This is a genomic window from Allobosea sp. CCNWLY174, from assembly GCF_037120455.1.
GTDB lineage: Bacteria > Pseudomonadota > Alphaproteobacteria > Rhizobiales > Beijerinckiaceae > Allobosea > Allobosea lupini.
Window position 1 is genome coordinate 1 of the sequence record NZ_JBBBBQ010000001.1, and the last position, 20857, is coordinate 20857.

The following is a 20857-nucleotide window of genomic DNA, read 5'->3' on the forward strand; positions in this document are numbered from 1 at the left end:
GAGAGCCGGCTGGTGCGCGATACGATCCTCGGCCATCTGCGCGGCCCGCTGCTGACCGCGCCGGGGCAGCAGGTCGCAGGCGCCTTCAGCGCCGATCTGCCCGGCCGCAAAAGCGGTGTCGTGATGCCGGCCCCGCTGCCGCAGCCGCGCTACGCCCTCTGGGGCACGGCCTTCGGCGGCACCGGCAACAGCGACGGCGACGGCAACGCCGCCAGCCTGAGCCGCCGCAGCGGCGGGGCCCTGCTCGGGGCCGACCTGATGGTCTACGACGCACCGGGCTCGTCGCTGAAGCTCGGCGTCGCCGGCGGCTACAGCCAGTCGCGCTTCGATCTCGATGCTAGGCTTTCCAGCGGCAAGCTCGAAAGTGGCCATGCCGCACTCTATGCCGGCGCCCGCTTCGGCAACCTTCGCCTCGATGCCGGCGCGGCCTACACCTGGTCGGAGAGCGACATCCGCCGCCAGGTCCAGATCCGCGGCTTTGGCGACCTGCTGCGCCTGCAGCGTCCGGGGCAGGTCGCGCAGGGCTTTGCCGAGCTCGGCTACGGCTTCGCCTTCCAGGGCATCGCGCTGGAGCCCTTCGCACAGCTGGCGCTGATCCGGGTCTCGACCGATGCCGGCACGGAGCGTGGCGGCGCGGCGGCCTTGCGGGTGCTCTCCAGTGACCAGACGCTCGGCTTCACCACGCTCGGCGTCCGCGCCGAGGCGCAGATCGGGGCGATGCCGCTGTTCGCGCGGGTCATGCTCGGCTGGCGCCATGGCTTTGGCGATCTCACCCCGCAGGCCCGCACCGCCTTCGTCGCCGGCACCACCCCGGCCACCGTCTTCGCCGCCCCGATCGACCGCGAGGCCCTCGTCGCCGAGGCCGGGCTCGACTGGCGGATATCGCAGGCCACCGCGCTCGGCCTGACCTACTCCGCCGCCATCGGGGAGCGCTCCAGAGACCACGCCCTCAAGGGCAGGGTCGAGATGCGGTTCTGAGGCAGGACGTCAAAAAACTGAATTCCGCCCTTGCGGACATTCGGAACAGTCGGCCGGAGCTATCGTCTCAATGTCGACCAAAAGCTGCCGAAGCATCGCGGGCGTCGAACTCAGAGGTGATCGCGATGGCGAGCTTTGTCCTGATACCCGGAGGCTGGCAGGGCGGCTGGGTCTACGAAAAAGTGGCTGAGCTGCTCGCTGCGCACGGGCACAAGGCCCTGCCGGTCACGCTGTCCGGCCTCGGTGACGCGCCTGCCCCGACGGCCAATCTCGATAGTCACATCGACGAGCTCGTCGATGTGGTGAGGGCGCAGCGCGGCGACGTGATCCTCGTCGGACAATCCTATGGCGGCATGGTCGTGAGCGGAGCGGCCGATGCCGTGTCGTCCCAGATCCGGGCGCTGGTCTATGTCGATGCCTATGTGCCTGATGACGGCGACTCGCTCTGGTCGCTGACGACACCGCGTTTCCGGGATGTCTTCATCGCGGGAGCGACGGCCGATGGCCTCACTTGCGCGCCGCCCGCCCATCTCGACCCGCGCTGCCGGCCGCATCCGATCGGGACCTTTCTCCAGGCGATCACTCTCAACGGGCGCTGGCGCGAGGTGCCGCGCAAGACCTTCATCGGCGCCTTCGGCTGGGAGGGAAGCCCGTTCCGGGATCTCCATGAACGCCTGAGTCGCGATCCGGAGTGGTCGACCTTCGCCTTCGATTGCGGGCACAACGTCGCACGGCTGAACCCGGAGGCCCTGGTCGAGGTTCTGCTGACGCAGGTTTGACGGCCTGTGATCGCTGCTAGCGCCCGATCACGCCGCGGCGGCGGAGCAGGAACAGGGTCAGCAGCGACGCGCCGAGGCAGGCGAGGGTGACCAAGCCGGCGCCAAGGTCCCATTCCACCCAGGGCAGGCCCTTCACATTGATGCCGAACAGGCCGGTGATGAAGGTTGCCGGCAGGAAGAGCGCGGTCAGGATCGAGAGCGTGTAGAGCTGCCGGTTGGTCTGGTTGGCCGAGCGCACGGCGATCTCGTCCTGGAGCAGCCGGGCGCGGTCCTGCACCGACTGGATGTCCTGGCGCAAGGTATCGACCCGCAGCAGGAGCCGGAGTGCTGCCGCCCGCACCGTTTCCGGGGCCGAGCGTCCTGACGGGGTCTCGGCGAAGCGCCGGAACAGCAAGTGCAGGCCGGCGAGCTGGCGGTGCAGCTGCACGGCCGAGCGGCGCACGGAGCCGACGCGCTGCGGACCGTCCTCCAGCCTGTCGAGCAGGATCTGGTCCTCGATGCTGTCGGTCTCGTCGGAGAGGCGCACGACTGCGTCGGTGACGTCGTCGATCAGATATTCGATGAGATGCTCGAACAGCTCGGCCGGAGAGCCGATCTGTTCGCCGGCATTGAGCGCCTCGACCGCCTTGCGGACCGATTGCAGCGCCTCACGCCGCCCGGTCAGCAGGAAGCGTTCGCCGACAGCCCAGGCGAGGGTGCCGACAGTGTCGGTACGGTCGACGATGTCGCGGGTCAGGTCGTGGGCAATGCCCCAGACCAGGCTGGCGGAATGGTCGAGCCGCTGATGCGTCTCGCGCGAGAGCAGGAGCTCGCGCGCCGCCGGCGGCAATTCCTTGCGCTCGTCGATCCAGGCCTGGGCCCTGGTGTGGACGAGGTCGAGATGCAGCCAGACGAAGCCGTCTTCCGGCGCCAGCGTCGGCGCTTCGTCGCGGGGGATGAGTCTCGGCGTGCCATCCGCAGTGAAGCGATAGGCCCAGACGATGCCGGTCTGCGAGTGGAGGTCAGGCAACATCGGAGTGTCGACCAATGCGATGACGATGCGCTCGCATCAGCACCGCCAGATGACGGTTTCACGACGCTCGCCGTCAGTCGCGGGCGATCGACCCCGTCGCGGCGATCTCGCGCGCCTGCGCCGATTTCGGAATCTTGCCGGGCGGCAGGAATTTCAGCGGCGTGCCGCCGGCCGCTTTCGGCGTCCTCAGGCCGGCCGGCGTGGCCGGTGGCTTGGGTGTGGTCGCGACCTTGGGCTCGCCGCCGCGCCATTTGCGGGCACCGATGTCGTAGCGCCCATCGCGCCAGGCGGCGAATTCGTGCTCGGAGCCGAAGAAGGCGTTGCGGTCGACGTCGCCGGTGATGCCCGGCACGCGGCCGGTCGTGGTGAATTGCCAGAACTCCCACTGCTTGCGCTCATAGCGATGGTGCAGCGGGGCGGCGGTCGAGCGCAGCCAGTAGGGATGGTCGTTGAACTCGCCTTCCAGCACATCCTCGTGGAAGGTGATGTCGGTATAGATGATCGGCTTCTTGCCGGTGTGCTCCTGCAGCCCTCTCAGCATCTCGCGGATCTTGGCGAGCGCCTTCTCGCGCGGGATCTTTTTGCCGCATTTGGCGGATTCGCCGTTCCACTCGACATCGAGCACCGGCGGCAGCGCGTCGGGATCGCGCGGGATATGGCGCTTGAACCAGCGAACCTGGTCCTTGGCCGGCCGGCACCAGTAGACGAAATGATAGGCGCCGCGCGGCACGCCGGCCGCCTTCGCCCCGGCCCAGTTCTTCCTGAACATCGGGTCGAGATGGTCGCCGCCCTCGGTCGCCTTGATGAAGGCGAAGCGGGTGCCGGCATCCTTGACCTTCTGCCAATCGATATCGTCCTGCCAGCGCGAGACATCGATGCCTTGGATCACGCGGCGGCGCGCATCGCGCACCCCGCCATGGGGATCGGAATCGCCCTTCTTGGGATAAAGCGCCAAAGCTGGCTCGGCACCGAACAGGCCGAGCAGGGCGCAGATCGCCAGCTGGCCGGCAGATTTCGCCCTGCGCCGCGCTTCTGGTCTGTTCTCAGCGCGGGGCGCCATGCTTGTCTCCTCTTCGCAGAAAAGGATAGGCGATGGGCGGGTTAAGAGGTGGTTAGCATTCGAGCGGCCGGCTTCAGGCTTGGTTAACCGGCGGGAGGCTGGCGATGGACGATTCCGGCGGCGAGGATCCCGGCAAGGGCAGTCGGGCCCTGGCCTATGGCGTTCATGTCCTGACGGCGTTCGGTGCCGCGCTCGGCTTCCTGGCACTCCAGGCCGTGTTCACCGGCGACCTGACCCAGGCTTTCGTCTGGCTCGGCGTGGCGCTGGTGGTGGATGCGGTTGATGGGCCGCTGGCGCGACGCTTCGCGGTCAAGGAAAGAGCGAAGCGTTATGACGGGGCGTTGCTCGACCTCGTCGTCGATTTCGTCACCTATGTCTTCGTGCCGGCGGCGATGCTGTTGCGGCCGGAGGTGATGGCGGCGCCCTATGGGGTGATCGCGGGCCTTGCCGTGACGCTGGCGAGCGCGCTCTATTTCGCCGACACCGGCATGAAGACCGACGACTGGTGGTTCCGCGGCTTCCCGGCGGTCTGGAACATCGTCGTATTCTACATCGTCGCCTTCGCGCCGCCGGCCTGGCTGGCGCTGGCGGTGATCCTGATTGCCACGGCTTTGATGTTCCTGCCGGTCGTGTTCGTTCACCCGGTGCGCGTGCGGCGCTGGCGCGGGCTGACGCTGGCCGTGCTGGCGCTGTGGGGCATCGCCGCGGTCGCGACGCTGTGGCAGGGGATGGTGCCGGATATCTGGAGCAAGGCCGGGCTTGCGCTGGCGGCCTGCTACTTCGTCGGGCTCGGCCTGGCGCGGGCCAGGATGCCGCGCGGATAGCCCTTATTCGGAATCCGGTCCGGGTCCTTCGCTCTCTACGACCTCGCCGAGCGGCGCCGGCTGGAAGGAGGCGGCCGCGACCGGCCTGCTCGCGCCCGGCATCATCGCTACTGGAGTATGCTCCGGCCCCGGGGTCGGCTGCGGCGGCACCTTGCGCTCGCGCGTCCAAGTCCTGGTGCCGATGTCGAAGCGGCCCTCGCGCCAGCCGGCGAATTCGCCCTCGTTGCCATAGAAGGCGTTGCGGTCGACATCGCCCTTGATGCCGGGGACGCGGCCGGTGGTGGTGAACTGCCAGAAGGCCCAGGGCCGATTGTTGTAGCGGACCTCGGGCTTGGCCGCGGTGGAGCGGATCCAGTAGGGATAGTCGTTGAACTCGCCTTCCAGGATGTCCTTGTGGAAGGTGATGTCGGTGTAGATCACCGGCTTCTTGCCGGTGAGCTGCTCGAGCTCGGTCAGCATCAACCGGATCTTCTCCAGCGCCAGCGAGCGCTCGACCTTCTTCGGGCAGGTCTTGGAGTGGCCGTTCCATTCGAGGTCGAGCACCGGCGGCAGCGCGTCGGGATCGTTCGGAATCTGCTGCTTGAACCAGACCGCCTGCTCATGCGCCGGGCGGCACCAGTAGACGAAATGATAGGCACCACGCGGCACGCCGGCGCGGCGGGCGCCTTCCCAGTTCCGCTGGAAGGCCGGGTCGACATGGTCGCCGCCCTCGGTCGCCTTGATGTAGACGAAGCGGGTGCCGGCGGCCTTGACCGAGGCCCAGTCGATCTCGCCCTGCCAGCGCGAGATATCGATGCCCTGGATCGGATATTGCCTGGCGGCATCGACGCCGGGATGGGGGCGGGCATCGCCCTTGGACGGATAATTGTCCAAAGCGACGCAGCCACCCAGAGCCGTCAGGGCGGCGAGCAGCGCGAAGGGGGCCAGAGACGAGGATTTCATGCGGCGGGCGATCATTTCCCGGACAATTGCGGAGAAAACTTGACGCCCGGTTTACGTTACCGGTTTTTTCGAGCCTGTCAGGTCCGATCAGGACAGGCGCAGCAGCACTGTCGCGATGCCGAGGAACGAGAAGAAGCCGACCACGTCGGTGATGGTGGTGACGAAGGTGCCGGACGAAATCGCGGGATCGATGCCGGCCTTGTCGAGAACCAGCGGCACGGCGACACCGGCGAGGGCGGCGATGATCAAGGTCGCGACCATCGCAAGACCGATGACGACGCCGAGCGTGGGATTGCCGAACCAGAAGCCGGCGACCAGCGCGGTGATCAGCGCGAAGGCGACGCCGTTGAGCACGCCGACGATCATCTCGCGCCGGAAGAACCGGGCCATGTTCCAGCTGCCGAGCTCGCCGGTGCCCAGCGCGCGGACCGCGACCGTCATCGTCTGGGTCGCGGCATTGCCGCCCTGGCTGGCGACGATCGGTGCGAGCACGGCGAGCGCGACCAGCTTGCCGAGCTGCTCCTCGAACAGCGCCATGACGGAGGCGCTGATAAAGGCTGCGACCAGGCTGATGAAGCGCCAGCGAAAGCGGCCGAGCGCAACCTGGCGCACCGAATCGGAAATCTCTTCTTCCGCGTCGACGCCGGCGAGCTGCTTGACGTCGTCGTCGCCGGCTTCCTCGATCACGTCGACGATGTCGTCGATGGTCATGACGCCGACGAGCCGGCCGGCTGCGTCGATGACAGGCGCCGCGACCAGATTGTAGCGCTGGAACATCCGCGCCACGTCCTCGACATCGTCGGTGGCTTGGACAACGCGGCGGTCGTCCTCGACGAGATCGATGACGCTGACCGGGCGCTTGCTGCGCAGCAGGCGGTCGAGCGGGACGGTACCGACGAAATGGTGGCTGGGGTCGGTCACGAAGATTTCGAAGAAGCGCTCGGGCAGGTCTTCGGTCTCGCGCAGGAAATCGATGGTGTGGCCGACCGTCCAGAACGGCGGCACTGCGATCACCTCGGGCTGCATGCGCCGGCCGGCCGAGCCTTCAGGATAGTCGAGGCCCTGCTGCAGCACCGTACGCTCGGCCGGCGTCAGCTTGTCGAGGATCTCGCGCTTGTCGGCCTCGTCGAGGTCCTCGAGGATGTAGACGGCATCGTCGGTGTCGAGATCGCGCACGCCCTCGGCGACGGTCTCGGGCGAGAGCTCGTCGAGAATCTCCTCGCGGACGGCGTCGTCGACCTCGGTCAAGGCGGCGAAGTCGAAATCGTTGCCGAGCAGCGAGATCAGCTTGGGCCGCTCATCCTGGTCGAGCGCCTCGATCAGGTCGCCGAGATCGGCTTCATGGAGTTCGGCGACGAGCTTCCGCAAGGCGGTGACGTCGGATAGCAGCACGGCCTGCGAGACCTGCTCGAGGAAGCGGGCGTCGATCGCGCCATCCTCGTCGCGGACCTTGCGCTCCGGCGTCTCGCCAGGAGCGGGCTCGGCTTCCACCATGGGTCGCTCCGCGATTCGAGGGCTGGAGAATTCAGGGGCAGGGGATTCGCGCCTGAGCGCGTCAGCGCCCTTGTGTCAGCGCCTCCGCCTGATGGCAACGCGTCACGGCGGGATTCGATGCATCCGCAACGAAAAACGGCGACCCTTGCGGATCGCCGTTTCGCGGACCTTCGTCCTAAACTGGTGCGGTCAAGAGGACTCGAACCTCCACGGGTCTCCCCGCTACCACCTCAAGGTAGTGCGTCTACCAATTCCGCCATGACCGCAGCGGCTCGGAGGTCACCGCGTGGTGGCCGTGAACTCCGGAGCGGCGCGGGTCTAGCAAAAGCCGTGAGCCGGGACAAGCCCTGTTCGGACAGTCTTGTTGACGAAGTTCGCCCGGCCGGAGATCGTCAAGGCACAACGCTGCCGCAAGCGCGCTCCATGCGCAGCCAGCTCAGCGATAATCCCCGCCAGTCTGCGCTCCCGCGCCGGCCATGAGCGGATACGGGAGGACGTCGATGCGCGCATGTTCCATTGCTCTGGCCCTGCACACCTGCCTCATGGCGAGCGCAGCGCAGGCCGCCTGTCCCGACGCGGCCGCGATCAGCGGCTTCTTCGCCGATTGGGAGGGAAAGCGCCCGGCCAAGGCCTTGCCCGTGACGAATCCCGAGGATGCGGCCTGTGCGCGCGGCAAGCTCGTCGCCGAGCTTCAGGGCAAGCTCGGCAAGGTCGTCGGCTACAAGGCCGGGCTCACAGCCAAGGCGGTGCAGGAGCGCTTCAAGGCCGATGGGCCGGTCAGCGGCGTGCTGTTCGAGAAGATGATTCTGAACGACGGGGCGAAGCTGCCGGCAGCCTATGGCGCCCGCCCGGTCTGGGAGGCCGACATGCTGCTCGTCGTCAAGGACGAGGGCATCAACACCGCCAGGACGCCCGAGGAAGCGCTGCGCCATATCTCCGGCATGCGCCCCTTCATCGAATTGCCGGATTTGGCGCTGGCGCCGAGCGAGACGCTCGACGGCACGCAGTTGCTGGCGATCAATGTCGCTGCCCGCTTTGGTGTCGCCGGCCCCGAGGTGCCGCTGAACGCCGATGCGGCGACCGTGGCGCTGCTCGCCGAGACCAGGATCGTCGCGACCGACGCGAGCGGGACAACGCTGGCCGAAGGGACCGGCGCCGCGACGCTCGGCAACCCGCTGAATTCGGTGATCTGGCTCGTGCAGGACCTGGCGAAGAGCGGCCGCAAGCTGGCGGCAGGCGACCTGATCAGCGTCGGCTCGTTCTCGCCGCTGACGCCGCCGAAGCCGGGCCAGCAGGTCACCGTCCGTTATGAAGGATTCGCGGGGACGCCGAAGGTCAGCGTCCAGTTCGAGTGAGTATCGCTCAGGCCCCGTCGGCGACGGTTTCGAGCGTATAAACGGTCGGGCGCATCAGCATCTCGGTGATCTCGACCGAGATGCGGCTGCCGGCGACGACGACATGGCCCTTGGCGAAGGGATGGTTGTTGGCGAGGATCTGGACCTCGTCGTTCTCGGTCGCGTTGAGCTCGATGATCGCGCCGCGGCCCATGCGCAGCAGCTTGTAGATCGGCATCTGGGCCGAGCCGAGCACGACAGTGAGCTCTACCGCGACGTTGTCGAGATCGGCCTTCAAAAGCTGCCTCCGCAGACTTAGCTGAAAACAATTCCACGAACTTGCCAGCGACGCGGAAACCGGCGCATGAGCAGCGGCGAAGCGACATGGGCGCCTGACCGGTTTCCAAGAGTTGAACAAACTAGGTTAAGCCAAAGTGAAGACCCGCGAGGCATTGTCGGTTTCGTTCCTGCCTGAGGCGGGTTCCGAGCCGGTGGAATGGGTGATCGCCGACGAGCCGGTCGGCTATGAGGCAGCCGTCACCGAGATGGAGGCCCGTGCCGCTTTGATCGCGGATGGCGCTGCGCGCGAGCGCGTCTGGCTGGTCGAGCATCCCGCGCTGTACACTGCCGGCACCTCGGCCAGGGACGAGGACCTGCTGACGCCGGAGCGCTTTCCCGTGCATAGGACCGGCCGCGGTGGGCAATTCACCTATCATGGCCCCGGCCAGCGCGTGGCTTACGTGATGCTCGACTTGAAGCGGCGCGAGCCCGACCTGCGCCGCTTCGTCTCGGCGCTGGAAGCCTGGCTGATCGGGACGCTCGGAGCCTTCAACATCCGCGGCGAGCGGCGCGAGGAGCGCGTTGGCGTCTGGGTGCGCCGGCCGGAAAAGGGGCAGGGCGCCGAGGACAAGATCGCAGCGCTCGGCATCCGCGTCCGGCGCTGGGTCTCGTTCCATGGCATCTCGCTCAATGTCGAGCCGGAGCTGGCGCATTTCGACGGCATCGTGCCCTGCGGCGTCTCCGATCAGGGCGTGACCTCGCTGGTCGATCTGGGCCTGCCGGTGACGATGCCCGAGGTCGACAGCGCGCTCAGGGCCGAGTTCGAGCGGATTTTCGGGCCTACGGTGGCCGTTCCCTGACGTTTACCTCGCGTTGACCATCCGCCGGGATGCTTGCCCCGTGACGAAACCATGGGGACGATGACGATGAGGATCATCTTCGCGGGCTGCCTGGCGGCCCTGCTTTCAGCCTGCACCACCACCGAGGAACGCATCGCCGGCGCTGCTGCCGGCGCCGGAACCGGCGCGATCATCGGCGGACCGATCGGCGCCGTCGCGGGCGGGGCGGTCGGCGCCTTCGCCGCTCCGACCGTGACCGGCTCGGTCAAGCGGATGCGGGAATAGCGTTCCGGTCAAATCGCGCACGGCGCATCTGCGCGCCGTCGCCTGTTTGCCTTTTGGCTGCGGCGCGCCATAACCCGCACTGAAGAATTATCGTGAGGGAGCGCGCCGTGGCGGTCATCGAGAGCAAGGTCGATCTCAATTCGGCCGAGGCGCGCACCAATGTCGCGGCCTGGAGCGCGCTGCGCGACCAATTGCTGGAACGGCGCGCGACCGCCGCGCTCGGCGGCAATGCCCGCTCGCGCGAGCGCCATACCTCGCGCGGGAAATTGCTGCCCAGGGAACGCGTGCTGCGCCTGCTCGATCCCGGCTCGGCCTTCCTCGAGATCGGCTCGCTCGCCGCTTACGACATGTACGACAAGGACGTGCATGGTGCCGGAATGATAGCCGGCATCGGCCGGGTCGCCGGGCGCGAGGTGATGGTCGTCTGCAACGACGCCACCATCAAGGGCGGCACCTATTACCCGATGACGGTGAAGAAGCACCTGCGCGCCCAGGAGATCGCGCGCGAGAACAGGCTGCCCTGCATCTATCTGGTCGATTCGGGCGGTGCGAACCTGCCGCACCAGACCGAGGTCTTCCCGGATCGCGAACATTTCGGCCGGATCTTCTACAATCAGGCGACGCTGTCGGGGCTCGGCATCCCGCAAATCGCCGTGGTGATGGGCTCCTGCACCGCCGGCGGCGCCTATGTGCCGGCAATGTCGGACGAGACCGTCATCGTCAGGAATCAGGGCACGATCTTCCTGGGAGGCCCGCCGCTGGTGAAGGCCGCGACCGGCGAGGTCGTCTCGGCCGAGGACCTCGGCGGCGCCGATGTCCATGCCCGGCTCTCGGGCGTCGCCGATCATTATGCCGGCGACGACACCCATGCGCTCGCGATCGCGCGCCGCATCGCCAGCAATTTCAACAGCGTCAAGCGGCCGGACATCGACCTCGCCGAGACGGTCGAACCGCTCTATGGCGCGGACGAGCTCGACGCCGTCGTGCCGACCGATCTGAAGAAGCAGTACGATGCCCGCGAGATCATCGCCCGGCTGGTCGACGGCTCGCAGCTCGACGAGTTCAAGCCGCTCTACGGCTCGACGTTGGTCACGGGCTTTGCCCGCATCCACGGCATTCCGGTCGGCATCATCGCCAATAACGGCATCCTGTTCTCGGAGAGCGCGCTCAAGGGCGCGCATTTCATCGAGCTCTGCTGCCAGCGCCGTATCCCGCTGCTGTTCCTGCAGAACATCACCGGCTTCATGGTCGGGCGCGAGGCCGAGACGCGCGGCATCGCCAAGGACGGCGCCAAGCTGGTGACGGCGGTCGCCTCGGCCCGCGTGCCGAAAATCACCGTGCTGGTCGGCGGCTCGTTCGGTGCCGGCAATTACGGCATGTGCGGGCGCGCCTACTCGCCACGCTTCCTGTTCGCCTGGCCGAACTCGAAGGTCTCGGTGATGGGTGCCGAGCAGGCGGCGAGCGTGCTCGCGACCGTACGCGGCGACAATCTCGAAGCCGAGGGCAAGCCCTGGAGCGCCGAGGACGCAGAAGCCTTCAAGGCGCCGATCCGCGACAAGATCGAATCGGAAGGCTCGCCTTATTACGCCACCGCCCGGCTCTGGGACGACGGCATCATCCTGCCTTCCGAGACGCGCCGCGTGCTGGCGCTCGCCTTCTCCGCCTGCCTCAACGCCGAGGTGCCGGAGACGCGCTTCGGCGTGTTCCGGATGTGATCATCGGGCGTCATGCCCGGGCTGGACCCGGGCATCTCAGGCAAGGTGAGACTCCAACGAGTACCTGATCGTCCTGAGATTCTCGGCTCTGCGCTTCGCTTCGGCCGAGAATGACGCCGGGGTAGCGTTACCCGAACGACGCTTCCAGCATCGCCAGATAATCCGCCGCGCTGGCCTGCCGTGGATTGGTCGCGCTCGAATGGTCTTGCGTCGCTGCCTCGGCGATGGCCGGCAGCACATCGCGCGGCACGCCCATCTGCGACAGGGAGCCCGGCAGGCCAAGGCGCTGCGTCAGCCCGGCGACCCAGGCGGCGAGGTCGGCGTCGGCGGAGAGGCCGAGCACGCGGCGCATCTCGGCATATTTCGCGCCGGAGGCCTGCTCGTTGAAGCTCAGGACCGCCGGCAGCAGCACGGCGTTGAGCGTGCCGTGATGCAGCGAGACCTGCTTCAGGCCACCGAGCGGGTGGGAGAGGGCATGGACGGCGCCGAGCCCCTTCTGGAAGGTGAGGCCGCCCTGCAGGGCCGCCATCAGCATCTCCTTGCGGGCCTCGCGGTCGGAGCCGTCTTTGGTCGCCCGCTCGATATTGAGCGCGGCGCGCTTCAGCCCGTCGAGCGCGATCGCCTCGGCTGGCGGGTTCTCTCGCGGGCTCAGATAGGTCTCGATGCAATGGGTCAGCGCATCCATGCCGGTGGCGGCGGTCAGCATGGCCGGCAGACCGAGAGTCAGCTCGGGATCGCAGATGGCGAGCTTCGGGATCAGGTGCGGCGAGATGAAGCCGAGCTTGCGGCCGTCCTTCAGCGTGATCAGCGCGGCGCGGCCGACCTCGCTGCCAGTGCCGGCGGTGGTCGGCACCGCGATCACCGGCGCGACCTTGCCCGTCACCTTCGGGATGCCGCCGAGGATCGCGGCATAGGTTTCGAGCGGGCCGTCATGGCCGGCGAGCAAGGCGACGCCCTTGGCGAGGTCGATCGGCGAGCCGCCGCCGATGGCGACGAGGCCGTCGCAGTCGTGCTCGCGATAAAGCGCCAGCGCGGCTTCGACCGCTTCCTCGGTCGGGTTGGTGGGAGTGTCGACGAAGAGCGGGGCATTGCCGAGCAGCGGCGAGGCGGAGCGCAGGCGCTGGATCAGGTCGGTCGCTGCCAGGCCGCGATCGGCGACGATCAGCGGGCGCGCGATCTTCAAGTCGGTCAGGCCGGGGGCGATGGTCTTGAGCTCGCCGAAGCCGAACTGGACGGTGGTCAGATAGGTGATCGTCGCCATAAAGTCCTCCCGCCCGCTCAGCTTTTCGGGCGGGCCTGCTTTTTGTCGCGCGCCTGGGGCAGCGGCGCCAGCCCCAGAGCCCCGACGCAGACGCAGAACACCCCGGCACCCAGCGCGATAAAGGCATGGCTGCGCTGCCGGCCGGCCGAGCCCGCATAGGATTGGACGATGCGGCCATCGATGGCGGCTTCGTAGATTCGCAGACTGGCCGGGTCGACGAGGAAGCGGACCTGGCCGCGCTTCAGGCTCTCGATCTCGGGGATGAGGACCTTGGCGACCGGCCTGATCACGACCTTGCCGCGATCGGGCAGGGAGGCGTCGACATACTGGGTATAGTAACTGTCGGGGTTGCGCCCGCTGAGCTCGATCAACACCTGCCGGACCGGCAGGGGCGCTTCCAGCTCGATCGCGACGAGCCGGTCGCGTGTGACGGGCAGGATGCCGTAGCCATAGGCGAGGAAGACGAGGCCAAGGGTTGCGACCCCCGCCCACCAGAATGGCCCTGTTTCCGCCTTCTCAGCCGCCATTGGCTTCGCCGGCGCCTTGCCGTTCGCGCCAGTAGCGCGAGGCCAGCGGCCACAGGTGCCAGATTGCGCCGGCAAGCAGGCCGAAGCCGAATAGGAACGAGCGCCGTGCGCCGCCGGTCAGCGTCTCGGCGGTGTCGTCATAGGCGAGGAAGGTCTTGCCGCGCGAGGTCGCCTCGTAAACCAGCTGGCGATCGGGATCGACCAGGAAGCGGACCTGCTGGTCTCGGTCGAGCCGGTCGATGTCGTCGACCCAGAGGCCGCGGGCGGGCCGGTAGAGCCGCCGGTAGTTGTATCGCCCGTCGTCGCGGATAGCGGCGAGCCAGAGGTCCTGCGTGCGATAGGTCGTCGTCCCGCGGCGCCCCGAGCTGACGCGGATCAGCGGCGTGCTGTAGCTCATCGGGCCGACATGGTCGGCGACGAAGAGGTCGCCGCGCGCCAGCGGCAGGGTGCGCCAGCCGGCAACGAGCAGCCAGAGGCCGAGGACGAGGGAGATCGCGGCGCCGAGCCAGTTCCAGAAATCCGGCGGTTTCGCAGCCTCTGCCATCGCGTCTCCGGATCAGTTCTGCTCGATCGTAACACGCTCCTTGGCGGTGTCAGAGGCCGTGCTGCTCGCCCGCCGCTCGAGCACGAGCAGGGCAAGGCCGGCGGCGATGATCAGCGCGGCGCCGAACAGCATGGCCGGTGTCGGCCAGTCGCCGAAGACGAACCAGCCGAAGACCAGCGCCCAGACGATCAGCGTGTACTGATAGGGTACGACAACCGAAGCCTCGGCCAGCTTGAGCGAGCGCGTCACGCAGATATGCGCGACCATGGCGACGATGCCGAGCAGGCCGAGCAGGCCGAGATCGGCGAGACTCGGCGTCACCCAGCCGAAGGGCAGGAGCAGAAGACCCATCACCAGCGCGCCGAGCGTCTGCCAGAACACCAGCGTGACGTCGGGCGTGCCGCGTAATTGCCGGCCCGTGATCATCATCGCCGCGAAGGAGAAGCTGCCGACCAGCGCGATGATCGCCGGCAGGGAAAAGCTCTGGCCGGACGGGTTGAGCGCGATCGCGACGCCGACGAAACCGGCGACGACCGCAAGCCAGCGCCCGGCATCGACGCGCTCGCCTAGCAGCAGCGCCGCCAGAACCACCGCCCAGACCGGCGCCGCCAGCCAGAGCGTCATTGTGTCGGCGAGCGGCAGATAGGACACTGCCCAGTAGAACAGCGCGACCTCGCAGGAGCCGAGCATGACGCGCAGCAGCTGCAAACCGGGCCGCTCCGGCCGCAGCGTGCGCTGCACACCCTGCTTCAGGACGAAAGGCACGATCACCAGCAGCGCCGCAGCCGAGCGCAGCAGCAGCACCTGGCCGACTGTATAGGTCGCGACCAGCCATTTCCCCATCACGTCGTTGATCGAGAACAGGAGGATGCCGAGCAGCATCATCAGGATGCCGGCGAGCGTGGCGTTTCGGCTGGGCATGGTCTCGTGGGAGGCGGCGTACGGGGCGCCCTTCATGACCTGCAACCGCCGCAACCACAAGCGACGTGCATGCAAGGGGAGGGCGCGCCATCGGTGTGTCCCATATTTTTGCATTGACTTAATTAAGTGATACATTAAATAAAAGCCATGGATCGCTTCACGGCCCTGGCTGACCCGACCCGCCGCCGCATCGTCGAGATGCTCGGCCGGCGCGCCATGGCGGCCGGCGAGATCACCGCGCAGTTCGCCATGAGCGCGCCGGCGATCTCGCAGCATCTCAAGGTGCTGAAGGAGGCGGGGCTGGTCAGCGTCGAAGTCAGCGGCCAGCGCCGGATCTACCGGCTCGATCCCGACGGGCTCGATGCCTTCGATGCCTGGGTCCGGCAGGTGCGCGGCTTCTGGAATGCCGGGCTGGACCGCCTGGAACGAGAACTCGCAAAGCCCGACGACGACTGAGGAGAGGCGTGATGAACGAACATGGCGTGGTCCTGGAGAGCGGCGCGGTCCGCTTCGAGCGGCTCCTGCCCGGCCCGCTCGAACGGGTCTGGTCCTATCTCACCGAGTCCGACAAGCGCGGCACCTGGCTGGCCTCGGGCGAGATCGAGCCACGCGTCGGCGGCAAGGCCGATCTTCTGTTCAAGCACTCGCAAATCACCAGCGAGCCACCGCCCGAGCGCTATCGCGAGATGAACGACAAGGGCTGGCCGTCGAAGGGAACCGTCACGCGCTACGAGCCGATGACGGTGCTGGCGATGACCTGGCCGGGCGAGGGCGACGCAACCTCGGAGGCGACCTTCGAGCTCATCCCCGAGGGCGACAAGGTCAGGCTGGTGCTGACGCATCGCAAGCTCGCCGGCAAGGCCGAGATGATCGACGTCTCCGGCGGCTGGCACGCCCATCTCGGCATCCTGGAAGACAGGCTCGCCGGCGATCCGCCACGCGGCTTCTGGTCGAAGATCGAAGGGCTCGAGGCGGACTACGCCGAGCGGTACGCCGATCAGCCGGACTGACAACGGTCGATTTGCGCTGGTTTTGACCGAGCGGGTGAGCTGCTCTCCCGCTCGTGACTTGGTCCTAGGGTGTCGGATCGGCTAAACTTGCTCCGTTGCAACGGAGTATGTCCGTCATGTTGATCAAGCGTCGCGCCGGCTGGGAGATGCCCGAAAGCCAGGCGACACCGGAAGCCGTCTTCCTCAATCGCCGGCAATGGCTCGCCGGCAGTGCCGGCGCCATCGCCGGTGCCGCCTTGCCGCAGGCCGCCGGTGCGCAGGGTGCCGATCCGACGCTCGACCTCTACCCTGCCAAGCGCAACGCGGCCTACACGCTCGACCGGCCGGTGACCGACGAGGAACTGGCGGCGAACTACAACAACTTCTACGAGTTCGGCACCTCCAAAGAGGTGGCCGCCGCGTCGAAGCGGCTGGTCACGCGGCCCTGGACGATCACGATCGACGGGCTGGTCGAGAAGCCGTTCGAGATCGGCTTCGACGACCTGATCAGGAAGGTCACGCTGGAGGAGCGGCTCTATCGCTTCCGCTGCGTCGAGGCCTGGTCGATGGCGGTGCCGTGGACCGGCTTCCCGCTGAAGGAGCTGGTCGCGCTGGCAAAGCCGCTCTCGGGCGCAAAATACGTCCAGATGCAGACGTTCATGAATCCCAAGATGGCTCCCGGCCAGTCGCAGCGCTGGTATCCCTGGCCCTACACCGAGGGGCTGACCATGGCCGAGGCGACGCATGACATGACGCTGATGGTGACCGGCATCTACGGCAAGCCGATCCCGACCCAGCACGGTGCGCCGCTGCGGCTGATCACGCCGTGGAAATACGGCTTCAAGTCGGTCAAATCGATCAGCAAGATCAGCTTCGTCGCCGAGCGGCCGAAGACCTTCTGGGAGGGTCTTCAGGCCTCGGAATACGGCTTCTGGGCCAATGTGAACCCGGAGGTCTCGCATCCGCGCTGGAGCCAGGCCAGCGAGCAGGTGCTGGGCACGCGCGATCGCAAGCCGACGCTGCTGTTCAACGGCTATGCCGAGCAGGTGGCCGATCTCTACAAGGGACTGGAGAAGGAACGGCTCTGGGCGTGAGCCGGGCTTTCTCCCTTCCCAACCAAGTTATCCTGGACAAGCGGCGATAGCCGCGCCGATCCGGGATCCATTCCGGAGCCTTTCCGAAAAAGGTTCCGGAATGGATCCCGGGTCTACGCTTCGCTCCGCCCGGGACGACAAATGATGGAGACGGCAGGAATCGGGTGCCCTGGAGCCCGCTGCCGCGCTATCGTCCGTTCATGCAGAACTTCTGTCTCTTCACCACCGCGATCGGCACCTGCGCCCTGGTCTGGCAGGGCGAGCGCATCGTCGCGGCGCAATTGCCCGAGCGCGACGAAGATGCCGCCCGGCGGCGGCTGGGGCGGCGCTTTCCAGACAGCGTCGAGGCCGAGCCGCCTACCTTCGTGCGGCAGGCGATCGCCGAGGTCGTGGCCCTGTTGGCCGGCGAGCAGCGCGACCTCTCGCATCTGCCGATCGATCTCTCGGCCACGCCCGAATTCAACCGGCGCGTCTACGCCGTGGCATTGGCAATCCCGCCCGGCGAGACCCTGACTTATGGCGAGGTGGCGGCGCGGATCGGCGAGCCCGGGGCGGCGCGGGCCGTCGGTGTCGCGCTCGGCCAGAACCCGATCCCGATCATCGTGCCCTGCCATCGCGTGCTCGCCGCGGGAGGCAAGACCGGCGGCTTTTCGGCCGATGGTGGCGTCGAGACCAAGCTCAGGATCCTGACGATCGAGAAGGCGCGCACCAGCGCCGAGCCGTCACTGTTCGGCGATCTGCCGCTGCAGGCGCGGCTGCGGTAAAGCAGGGCCCGCTGCTGTGCAGCGAGCCCGTTCGGTGTCGGCCGTCAGTTCTTCGCCAGGCCCAGATCCTTCAGCACGCCGTTGCCGCGCTCGCTGAAGGTCTTCACATAGTCCTGCAACTGCGCCGGCGTGTCCCAGACCGGGGTGATGCCGCGATCGGCCATGCCCTTGCGGACATCCTCGCGCTTCATCGTGCGTTCTGCCGCCTCGTAGAGGATCTTGCGGCGATCGGCCGGCACGCCCTTGGGGGCGGCGATGGCGAACCAGTTCTGATAGGTCCAGTCGAGGCCGGCTTCCTTGGCGCTGGGCACGTCGGGGAAGTTCGGGTGACGCTCCTCGGTCATCATCAGGATGGTGCGCACGCGCCCGCCGTCGAGCATCGCCTTGGCTTCGATCGGCGAGCCGGTGAAGGCGGTGATGCCGCCGGCGGCGAGATCCTGCAGCGCCGGAGCGCCGCCATTGCTCGGCACCCAGCGGATCTGGTCGGCCGGCAGGCCGGCCGCCTTCATCAGCCCGCCCGAGGCGATGTGCCAAGAGCCGCCGGTGCCGGTGCCGGACGAGGTGAAGGTGCCCTTCGGGCTCTCCTTCACCGCCTTGAGGAAGTCGGCCACGGTCTTGTAGGGCGCGTCCGCCTTGACCGTGACGCCCGCGGGAATCAGCGAGACGCGCGAGAACATGTCGACGCTGTCGACCGTCAGGTCACCGAGGCCGAGCGTCTTGAAGAACGAGAGCTCCGGGCTGACGCCGCCGATGGTGTAGCCGTCCGCCGCGCCGGTCGCGATCGCGGTATGGCCCGTGACGCCGCCGCCGCCGGTGCGGTTGATGACGTTGACCGGCTGCTTCAGCTCGGCCTCGAGCCCGTTGGCGAAGATGCGCATCACCGCGTCCATGCCGCCACCGGCCGCCCAGGGCACGATCAACTGCACCGGCCGATCCGGGAAGGCGAAGGCCGGCGCCGCGCCGATCGCGAGCGTGGCTACAGCCAGAGCGAACCTGCGGAAACCCTTCATCGTACTCCTCCCATGCTTTGTCATTGCCGAGCTTGTCCCGGCTTCTTGCATGCAAGGAGTAGAGCGCTCTTGTTTCAGCGGCAAGGGTGTATGCGGAATTTTGTATGCAGGACATGGAGGCCCGCTGCCGTCAGCGGACAACGGCTACGGAAACGCTTGGGTCTTCAAGGTACTCGACGCAGGGAGACCAGAAGGCCCGCTGTGACCAGCGTCACGCCCAGCGCAACGAAGAGGCTGGGCGCCTCGCCAAGGAAGACATAGCCCGCAATCGCAGTCAGACCGGGTACGGCGGCGGTGAAGAGCGCAACCCTGGCGGCGCCCAGCAGTGAGACGGCCCGCGTGTAGACGAAGATCGAGACCGCCCCGATCAGGACACCCTGAAACAGACCTTGGACCAGGAGATCCTGCAGCGAGGCGCGAAACAGCATCTTGCCGGGCAAGACGGCGTAGATCGGCAAAAAGGCGAGCGCCGAGACGACTGCGACGATCGCTGCGGCACGCGTCGCCGGGAGATCGAGCTGGTTCACGTAGAGCCCGTAGCCCGACCAGCACAGCGAGGCTGTCAGCAGGCAGGCATCTCCCAGAAGCAGCCGCCAGGACGCGTGCCCGAAGCCATCCCAGGCCATTGCGACGATGCCGAGGCCGATGACCACCAGCCCGATGGTCTGTCGGCCTTGCGGCAGTCTGTTCGTAACGACCCACAGCAATATGGCGGTGGTCAACGACAATGTGCCGTGCAACAGGACGGCACCGTGCGACGCGGGCGTGAGCGCAAAGCCGGCATAGGCGAACAACGCGAAGCCGAGCCCGCCCAAGATCGACAACGCCAGGGCTTGCGCCGGCCGCAAGCCGCTGAAGCCATGCTTCAGCGCGATCGGCAGCAACAGCAGCCCGCCGATGCCGAAGCGCAGCGCCGCCATATCCGGCAGGGTCAAGGCGGTCGAAAGCCCGGCTCTCGACACGAGGACGAAGCCCGAGAACAGGAGCACGACAAGGCAGGCGTAGGCGATGGCTTGCACGTGGCCGGCTCCTCGCCGGGCTCTGTGCCCGGATCTGGCCAACCTGCAGCACCGAAAGCGATGGCGATATTCACTAGCGGGTATACTTGCGCCGAGTGCCACACGAGCCGGTCAGAAGGCCTGCGCAAGGCCGGCCCCTCGGCAAGGCACTTGCTATTCGAGACGCATGGCGACCTCATCTGCCGCGGCTGGACGATTGCGAGATGGGCGAGGACGATGGTTTCGGTGAGACGGCTCGTTCCGGCGGAGTGGCGCGAGGCCTTTCCGATCGTCGTGCAATTGCGGGCAGCGCTCGACGAGGCGGAGTTCCTGCACCGCGTGCGGCGGCAATCCTTCTCGGGCTACGAGCTGGTCGGCGCCTTCCGTGACGGCGCACTGGTCGGCGTGCTCGGCATGCGACCGGTCCATACGTTGTCGCGCGGGGCGCATCTGCATGTCGACGACCTCGTGGTGGACGAGCGGGTCCGCAGCGGCGGCATCGGCCGGGCGCTGCTCGCCTTCGCCGAGGCGGATGCAAGGGCGCGCGGCCTCAACGCGGTCTTCCTCGATGCCAGGCGCGAGGCGATCCCGTTCTACGAGCGCGAGCGCTACGCCTTCCATCCGGCGCCGTCGATGAAGAAGCTGCTCGGCGGGTGAGGCGGCCGCTCACAGCGGGATCGTGGTCGTCTCCTTGGCAGTCTTGTTCACCACCATGGTGTAGTAGCGCGTGACGTTGCTGCCTTCGCCGAACAGCAGCTCGCAGAGCGCCGTCACCTCGCCCATGTCGGCCACGCGAAGCATCAGGATCACATCGGTCTGGCCGGTGACGCCATAGGCCTGGACGACGGCCGGTTGGCGCGCCGCCAGTTCGAGGAAGCGACGCCGGTTCGGCTCGTCATGCCGGGCGAGCTCGATGGCGATGATCACCTTGAGGCCCTTGCCGCTCCTGGTTGGATCGAGGATCGCGACGGTTCGCAGGATCAGTCCGGCCGCTTCCAGCCGCCTGATCCGGCGCAGGCAGCTCGATGGGGCGAGCCCGACCTCATCGGCCAGCTGCGCATTGGTGCGCGAGGCGTCGGCCTGGAGCAGGTTCAGCAGCGTCCTGTCGATCCGATCCATCGCGGGCATCTCCGGCGAGCCTCGTGCAATAAAATTGCATATAGCCGGCGATTTTGACCACCACCAAGCATGCATCGGCGCTAGCGTCC

The 20857-nt window shown here is 67.4% G+C and carries 24 protein-coding genes and 1 tRNA gene; 12 read left to right on the forward strand and 13 right to left on the reverse strand.

From position 1 onward, the window contains the following. The coding region (locus V7S63_RS00005; protein WP_336528764.1) for an autotransporter outer membrane beta-barrel domain-containing protein at nucleotides 1–978 on the forward strand (978 nt) is incomplete at its 5' end. Between the two features lie 125 nt (nucleotides 979–1103). Then, complete coding sequence (locus V7S63_RS00010; protein ID WP_336528765.1) at nucleotides 1104–1757, forward strand: alpha/beta fold hydrolase; 654 nt, start codon at nucleotides 1104–1106, stop codon at nucleotides 1755–1757. 16 nt (nucleotides 1758–1773) lie between these two features. On the opposite strand, the gene V7S63_RS00015 is transcribed toward V7S63_RS00010, so the two are convergent. Both V7S63_RS00015 and V7S63_RS00020 read right to left on the reverse strand, forming a co-directional pair. Then, entirely contained in the window at nucleotides 1774–2769 is a 996-nt protein-coding gene (locus V7S63_RS00015; RefSeq protein ID WP_336528766.1) for a CorA family divalent cation transporter, read from the reverse strand. 73 nt (nucleotides 2770–2842) lie between these two features. Next, nucleotides 2843–3829: a glycoside hydrolase family 25 protein gene (locus V7S63_RS00020; protein WP_336528767.1), complete on the reverse strand. Its 987-nt coding sequence runs from the start codon at nucleotides 3827–3829 to the stop codon at nucleotides 2843–2845. A gap of 104 nt (nucleotides 3830–3933) precedes the next feature. Between V7S63_RS00020 and V7S63_RS00025 the strand changes: the two genes are divergently transcribed. After that, on the forward strand, nucleotides 3934–4653 hold the full coding sequence (locus V7S63_RS00025) for a CDP-alcohol phosphatidyltransferase family protein (protein ID WP_336528768.1): 720 nt from the start codon (nucleotides 3934–3936) through the stop codon (nucleotides 4651–4653). Between the two features lie 3 nt (nucleotides 4654–4656). Here V7S63_RS00025 and V7S63_RS00030 read toward each other — a convergent pair whose 3' ends face one another. The 3 genes from V7S63_RS00030 to V7S63_RS00040 all read right to left on the reverse strand — a co-directional run bounded on the left by V7S63_RS00030 (nucleotide 4657) and on the right by V7S63_RS00040 (nucleotide 7355). Further along, nucleotides 4657–5595 (reverse strand): glycoside hydrolase family 25 protein, encoded by a 939-nt coding sequence (locus tag V7S63_RS00030; RefSeq protein WP_336528769.1) that lies wholly within the window; start codon nucleotides 5593–5595, stop codon nucleotides 4657–4659. A gap of 87 nt (nucleotides 5596–5682) precedes the next feature. Continuing rightward, nucleotides 5683–7089 (reverse strand): magnesium transporter, encoded by a 1407-nt coding sequence (gene mgtE / locus V7S63_RS00035; RefSeq protein WP_336528770.1) that lies wholly within the window; start codon nucleotides 7087–7089, stop codon nucleotides 5683–5685. A 181-nt stretch (nucleotides 7090–7270) separates the two neighbouring features. After that, nucleotides 7271–7355: transfer RNA gene (locus V7S63_RS00040), tRNA-Leu, on the reverse strand. 234 nt (nucleotides 7356–7589) lie between these two features. Here V7S63_RS00040 and V7S63_RS00045 point away from each other — a divergent pair. Further along, nucleotides 7590–8444 (forward strand): 2-keto-4-pentenoate hydratase, encoded by an 855-nt coding sequence (locus V7S63_RS00045; protein WP_336528771.1) that lies wholly within the window; start codon nucleotides 7590–7592, stop codon nucleotides 8442–8444. A gap of 7 nt (nucleotides 8445–8451) precedes the next feature. Here the strand turns inward: V7S63_RS00045 and V7S63_RS00050 are convergent, their stop codons facing one another. Next, entirely contained in the window at nucleotides 8452–8721 is a 270-nt protein-coding gene (locus tag V7S63_RS00050) for a FliM/FliN family flagellar motor switch protein (RefSeq protein ID WP_336528772.1), read from the reverse strand. Nucleotides 8722–8857: 136 nt separating this feature from the next. Between V7S63_RS00050 and lipB the strand changes: the two genes are divergently transcribed. The 3 genes from lipB to V7S63_RS00065 all read left to right on the forward strand — a co-directional run bounded on the left by lipB (nucleotide 8858) and on the right by V7S63_RS00065 (nucleotide 11541). Next, complete coding sequence (gene lipB / locus V7S63_RS00055; RefSeq protein ID WP_091842135.1) at nucleotides 8858–9562, forward strand: lipoyl(octanoyl) transferase LipB; 705 nt, start codon at nucleotides 8858–8860, stop codon at nucleotides 9560–9562. A 66-nt stretch (nucleotides 9563–9628) separates the two neighbouring features. Then, complete coding sequence (locus tag V7S63_RS00060; protein WP_091842296.1) at nucleotides 9629–9826, forward strand: hypothetical protein; 198 nt, start codon at nucleotides 9629–9631, stop codon at nucleotides 9824–9826. A 116-nt stretch (nucleotides 9827–9942) separates the two neighbouring features. Continuing rightward, nucleotides 9943–11541: a carboxyl transferase domain-containing protein gene (locus V7S63_RS00065; RefSeq protein WP_442896423.1), complete on the forward strand. Its 1599-nt coding sequence runs from the start codon at nucleotides 9943–9945 to the stop codon at nucleotides 11539–11541. A gap of 127 nt (nucleotides 11542–11668) precedes the next feature. Here the strand turns inward: V7S63_RS00065 and V7S63_RS00070 are convergent, their stop codons facing one another. From V7S63_RS00070 to V7S63_RS00085, 4 genes are read right to left on the reverse strand one after another with little or no spacing between them, the layout of a single operon-like run. Further along, nucleotides 11669–12802: an iron-containing alcohol dehydrogenase gene (locus V7S63_RS00070; protein WP_336528774.1), complete on the reverse strand. Its 1134-nt coding sequence runs from the start codon at nucleotides 12800–12802 to the stop codon at nucleotides 11669–11671. A 17-nt stretch (nucleotides 12803–12819) separates the two neighbouring features. After that, a complete protein-coding gene (locus tag V7S63_RS00075; protein ID WP_336528775.1) occupies nucleotides 12820–13329 on the reverse strand; it encodes a hypothetical protein in 510 nt (169 codons plus the stop codon). After that, nucleotides 13319–13873 carry a hypothetical protein gene (locus V7S63_RS00080; protein WP_336528776.1) on the reverse strand — a complete coding sequence of 185 codons (555 nt, stop codon included), beginning with the start codon at nucleotides 13871–13873 and terminating at the stop codon, nucleotides 13319–13321. The genes V7S63_RS00075 and V7S63_RS00080 overlap by 11 nt, the downstream gene beginning before the upstream one ends. A gap of 12 nt (nucleotides 13874–13885) precedes the next feature. Continuing rightward, entirely contained in the window at nucleotides 13886–14830 is a 945-nt protein-coding gene (locus tag V7S63_RS00085; protein ID WP_336528777.1) for a DMT family transporter, read from the reverse strand. Between the two features lie 111 nt (nucleotides 14831–14941). Here V7S63_RS00085 and V7S63_RS00090 point away from each other — a divergent pair, with 111 nt between their 5' ends. The 4 genes from V7S63_RS00090 to V7S63_RS00105 all read left to right on the forward strand — a co-directional run bounded on the left by V7S63_RS00090 (nucleotide 14942) and on the right by V7S63_RS00105 (nucleotide 17641). Then, on the forward strand, nucleotides 14942–15250 hold the full coding sequence (locus V7S63_RS00090) for a metalloregulator ArsR/SmtB family transcription factor (protein WP_091842119.1): 309 nt from the start codon (nucleotides 14942–14944) through the stop codon (nucleotides 15248–15250). Nucleotides 15251–15261: 11 nt separating this feature from the next. Continuing rightward, a complete protein-coding gene (locus tag V7S63_RS00095; RefSeq protein WP_336528778.1) occupies nucleotides 15262–15804 on the forward strand; it encodes an SRPBCC family protein in 543 nt (180 codons plus the stop codon). Between the two features lie 116 nt (nucleotides 15805–15920). Continuing rightward, nucleotides 15921–16877 (forward strand): protein-methionine-sulfoxide reductase catalytic subunit MsrP, encoded by a 957-nt coding sequence (gene msrP, locus V7S63_RS00100; RefSeq protein WP_336528779.1) that lies wholly within the window; start codon nucleotides 15921–15923, stop codon nucleotides 16875–16877. A gap of 200 nt (nucleotides 16878–17077) precedes the next feature. Next, the gene (locus V7S63_RS00105) at nucleotides 17078–17641 is read left to right on the forward strand and encodes a methylated-DNA--[protein]-cysteine S-methyltransferase (RefSeq protein ID WP_336529643.1); all 564 of its coding nucleotides are present in this window, start codon (nucleotides 17078–17080) and stop codon (nucleotides 17639–17641) included. Nucleotides 17642–17685: 44 nt separating this feature from the next. Here the strand turns inward: V7S63_RS00105 and V7S63_RS00110 are convergent, their stop codons facing one another. Beyond that, on the reverse strand, nucleotides 17686–18651 hold the full coding sequence (locus V7S63_RS00110) for a Bug family tripartite tricarboxylate transporter substrate binding protein (RefSeq protein WP_336528780.1): 966 nt from the start codon (nucleotides 18649–18651) through the stop codon (nucleotides 17686–17688). 164 nt (nucleotides 18652–18815) lie between these two features. Next, on the reverse strand, nucleotides 18816–19670 hold the full coding sequence (locus V7S63_RS00115) for a DMT family transporter (RefSeq protein ID WP_336528781.1): 855 nt from the start codon (nucleotides 19668–19670) through the stop codon (nucleotides 18816–18818). A gap of 225 nt (nucleotides 19671–19895) precedes the next feature. Between V7S63_RS00115 and V7S63_RS00120 the strand changes: the two genes are divergently transcribed. Continuing rightward, nucleotides 19896–20306: a GNAT family N-acetyltransferase gene (locus tag V7S63_RS00120; RefSeq protein WP_336528782.1), complete on the forward strand. Its 411-nt coding sequence runs from the start codon at nucleotides 19896–19898 to the stop codon at nucleotides 20304–20306. Nucleotides 20307–20315: 9 nt separating this feature from the next. Here V7S63_RS00120 and V7S63_RS00125 read toward each other — a convergent pair whose 3' ends face one another. Beyond that, entirely contained in the window at nucleotides 20316–20768 is a 453-nt protein-coding gene (locus V7S63_RS00125; RefSeq protein ID WP_336528783.1) for an Lrp/AsnC family transcriptional regulator, read from the reverse strand. Nucleotides 20769–20857: the final 89 nt, after the last annotated feature.

Excerpts from the sequence above, each read along its gene's own strand:
- V7S63_RS00030 (WP_336528769.1), bottom strand. The coding sequence starts at position 5,595 with ATGAAATCCTCGTCTCTGGCCCCCTTCGCGCTGCTCGCCGCCCTGACG.
- V7S63_RS00060 (WP_091842296.1), top strand. The coding sequence starts at position 9,629 with ATGAGGATCATCTTCGCGGGCTGCCTGGCGGCCCTGCTTTCAGCCTGC.
- V7S63_RS00110 (WP_336528780.1), bottom strand. The coding sequence starts at position 18,651 with ATGAAGGGTTTCCGCAGGTTCGCTCTGGCTGTAGCCACGCTCGCGATC.
- V7S63_RS00075 (WP_336528775.1), bottom strand. The coding sequence starts at position 13,329 with ATGGCGGCTGAGAAGGCGGAAACAGGGCCATTCTGGTGGGCGGGGGTC.
- V7S63_RS00105 (WP_336529643.1), top strand. The coding sequence starts at position 17,078 with ATGCAGAACTTCTGTCTCTTCACCACCGCGATCGGCACCTGCGCCCTG.
- mgtE (WP_336528770.1), bottom strand. The coding sequence starts at position 7,089 with ATGGTGGAAGCCGAGCCCGCTCCTGGCGAGACGCCGGAGCGCAAGGTC.
- V7S63_RS00020 (WP_336528767.1), bottom strand. The coding sequence starts at position 3,829 with ATGGCGCCCCGCGCTGAGAACAGACCAGAAGCGCGGCGCAGGGCGAAA.
- V7S63_RS00090 (WP_091842119.1), top strand. The coding sequence starts at position 14,942 with ATGGATCGCTTCACGGCCCTGGCTGACCCGACCCGCCGCCGCATCGTC.
- msrP (WP_336528779.1), top strand. The coding sequence starts at position 15,921 with ATGTTGATCAAGCGTCGCGCCGGCTGGGAGATGCCCGAAAGCCAGGCG.
- V7S63_RS00125 (WP_336528783.1), bottom strand. The coding sequence starts at position 20,768 with ATGGATCGGATCGACAGGACGCTGCTGAACCTGCTCCAGGCCGACGCC.
- V7S63_RS00015 (WP_336528766.1), bottom strand. The coding sequence starts at position 2,769 with ATGTTGCCTGACCTCCACTCGCAGACCGGCATCGTCTGGGCCTATCGC.
- V7S63_RS00080 (WP_336528776.1), bottom strand. The coding sequence starts at position 13,873 with ATGGCAGAGGCTGCGAAACCGCCGGATTTCTGGAACTGGCTCGGCGCC.
- V7S63_RS00025 (WP_336528768.1), top strand. The coding sequence starts at position 3,934 with ATGGACGATTCCGGCGGCGAGGATCCCGGCAAGGGCAGTCGGGCCCTG.
- V7S63_RS00010 (WP_336528765.1), top strand. The coding sequence starts at position 1,104 with ATGGCGAGCTTTGTCCTGATACCCGGAGGCTGGCAGGGCGGCTGGGTC.
- V7S63_RS00045 (WP_336528771.1), top strand. The coding sequence starts at position 7,590 with ATGCGCGCATGTTCCATTGCTCTGGCCCTGCACACCTGCCTCATGGCG.
- V7S63_RS00085 (WP_336528777.1), bottom strand. The coding sequence starts at position 14,830 with ATGAAGGGCGCCCCGTACGCCGCCTCCCACGAGACCATGCCCAGCCGA.
- V7S63_RS00070 (WP_336528774.1), bottom strand. The coding sequence starts at position 12,802 with ATGGCGACGATCACCTATCTGACCACCGTCCAGTTCGGCTTCGGCGAG.
- V7S63_RS00095 (WP_336528778.1), top strand. The coding sequence starts at position 15,262 with ATGAACGAACATGGCGTGGTCCTGGAGAGCGGCGCGGTCCGCTTCGAG.